The organism is Sandarakinorhabdus sp. (genome assembly GCF_031430775.1).
In the GTDB taxonomy this organism is placed as follows: Bacteria; Pseudomonadota; Alphaproteobacteria; order Sphingomonadales; family Sphingomonadaceae; genus Sandarakinorhabdus.
The window spans coordinates 1-1,794 of the sequence record NZ_JANPCD010000149.1 but is presented as its reverse complement, the minus strand read 5'-3'; the positions used below and the strand labels follow the sequence as shown (position 1 = coordinate 1,794).

2 protein-coding genes are annotated in these 1,794 nt (G+C 63.4%); one reads left to right on the top strand and one right to left on the bottom strand.

Annotated features, from left to right (window positions below; all coding sequences use genetic code 11):
* Positions 1-200 precede the first annotated feature (200 nt).
* Positions 201-1,124 carry a dienelactone hydrolase family protein gene (locus RMQ73_RS09590; RefSeq protein ID WP_310497970.1) on the top strand — a complete coding sequence of 308 codons (924 nt, stop codon included), beginning with the start codon at positions 201-203 and terminating at the stop codon, positions 1,122-1,124.
* A gap of 11 nt (positions 1,125-1,135) precedes the next feature.
* Here RMQ73_RS09590 and RMQ73_RS09585 read toward each other — a convergent pair.
* On the bottom strand, positions 1,136-1,794 hold a 659-nt coding region (locus tag RMQ73_RS09585; RefSeq protein ID WP_310497969.1), incomplete at its 5' end, for an ABC transporter permease.

The window sequence follows — 1,794 nt, the reverse complement described above, 5'->3', positions numbered from 1 at the left end:
GCCGCGGCCGCGGCCATGGCAGCCAGGCTGGTTTTCGCATGTTTAGTCATGACCGTCGTATCCTCCCTGGGCGCCGCATGCGGGCGCGGATCACGTGGGGCTGTGGTCGTCCACGGCTGTGGCCGATCGATAGCCTTCTTGTTGCCGCCACCTAGGCAAAGCTGGAGCGAGCATGTCAAGGTTTTGCTGCATTTGACGGGATGAAAGACTTGCCTGGACCCGCAGATACCTTGCGTGCGGCATTGATCGAGCGCGTTGGCGGCGTCGCGGCCACCCGCTTCACGGCGCCGGCGCGTGCGGGCATCGCAACCACTCTCGATGGCGTGCGCGTGGAGTGGCTCGAACTCGATACTGGTAGTCAAATACCAGTGCGTGCGCTTCTGACAGGGCCTCTGGGCGAGTGGCACCATCAGCCCGCAGTCCTATATTGCCACGCGCACGGTAACCGTTACGACATCGGTGCATCGGAACTGGCCGTCGGTCGCCCAGCGCTGTTGACGCCTCCTTATGCCAAGGCTCTCGCCGACAGGGGCATTGTCGCCCTGTGCATTGATTTGCCGTGCTTCGGCGATCGCGCCCACGAGACCGAGCAGGAGGCGGCAAAGCGCCAACTCTGGTACGGTCACACGCTGTTCGGCACGATGCTCAACGATCTTGCCGGGGCTCTCGATTTGCTGAGCCAATTTGACGGAGTTGACAGCACCCGCATCGGGGCTTTCGGCATCTCGATGGGCGCGACGCTGGCATTCTGGCTGGCGGCCCTTGACCCACGCTTGAAGGCCGTCGCGCATGTCTGTTGTTTCGCCGACCTCGAAACGCTGGTGGCGACGGGCGCGCACGATCTGCACGGCATCTATATGATCGTGCCTGACCTACTGGACGTCGCACGCACCGGCCAAATTGCAGGACTGGTCGCGCCGCGCCCGCAACTCGCGTGTATGGGCCTCACCGACCCATTGACGCCGCCGGACGCCGTGGAGCGCGCCGTAGCCGATGTCAGGTCAGCCTATGATGTGTACGGCGCGGCGACCAATCTGCACATCCATATCAGTCCCGATACCGGCCATAGCGAAACGCCCGCCATGCGTACGGCCGTGTTGGAATTTTTCGACCAGCATTTGTGACGCGGGAGCTGTCATGCCGGCGCGTAGAACACCTTGCCGAGCGAGGCGGGCGCGTCGAGGCGGGATTTCCAACGGTCATGCGAGATGACGACCAGGACAATGATCGTCGCGAGATACGGCAGCATGCTGAGGATCTGTGCGTCGATGGCCAAGCCTAGGCCCTGGGCATGCAATTGCAGGATTGAGATGCCACCGAACAGATAGGCACCAACCAACACGCGCATCGGTCGCCACGCGGCGAATACGACCAGGGCCAGAGCAATCCAGCCGCGTCCCGCCGTCATACGCTCGACCCAGAACGGCGTCTGGACCAACGAGAGATAGGCGCCACCGATGCCGGCCATGGCGCCGCCGAACGCGATTGCGAGCAATCGTACACGCACCACGTCAAGCCCGACCGCATGTGCTGCATCGTGATTTTCGCCGATGGCACGCAACACGAGGCCCGCGCGCGTGCGCGTCAATGCCCAGCCGATGGCAACCGCTGCTGCGACGGCAAGCACGGCCATGATATCGACGCTGCCGACCAGGCGCGGAAAGGTGCCGGCCGACTTGCCCGAATAGCTCTGCCCGATGAGCGCTGAAAGTCCGAGCCCGAACAGCGTCAGCGCCAGCCCCGTTGCCACTTGGTTGGACAGCAACACTTGCGTCAGTATTCCGAACAACAGCG

Excerpts from the sequence above, each read along its gene's own strand:
- RMQ73_RS09590 (WP_310497970.1), top strand. The coding sequence starts at position 201 with ATGAAAGACTTGCCTGGACCCGCAGATACCTTGCGTGCGGCATTGATC.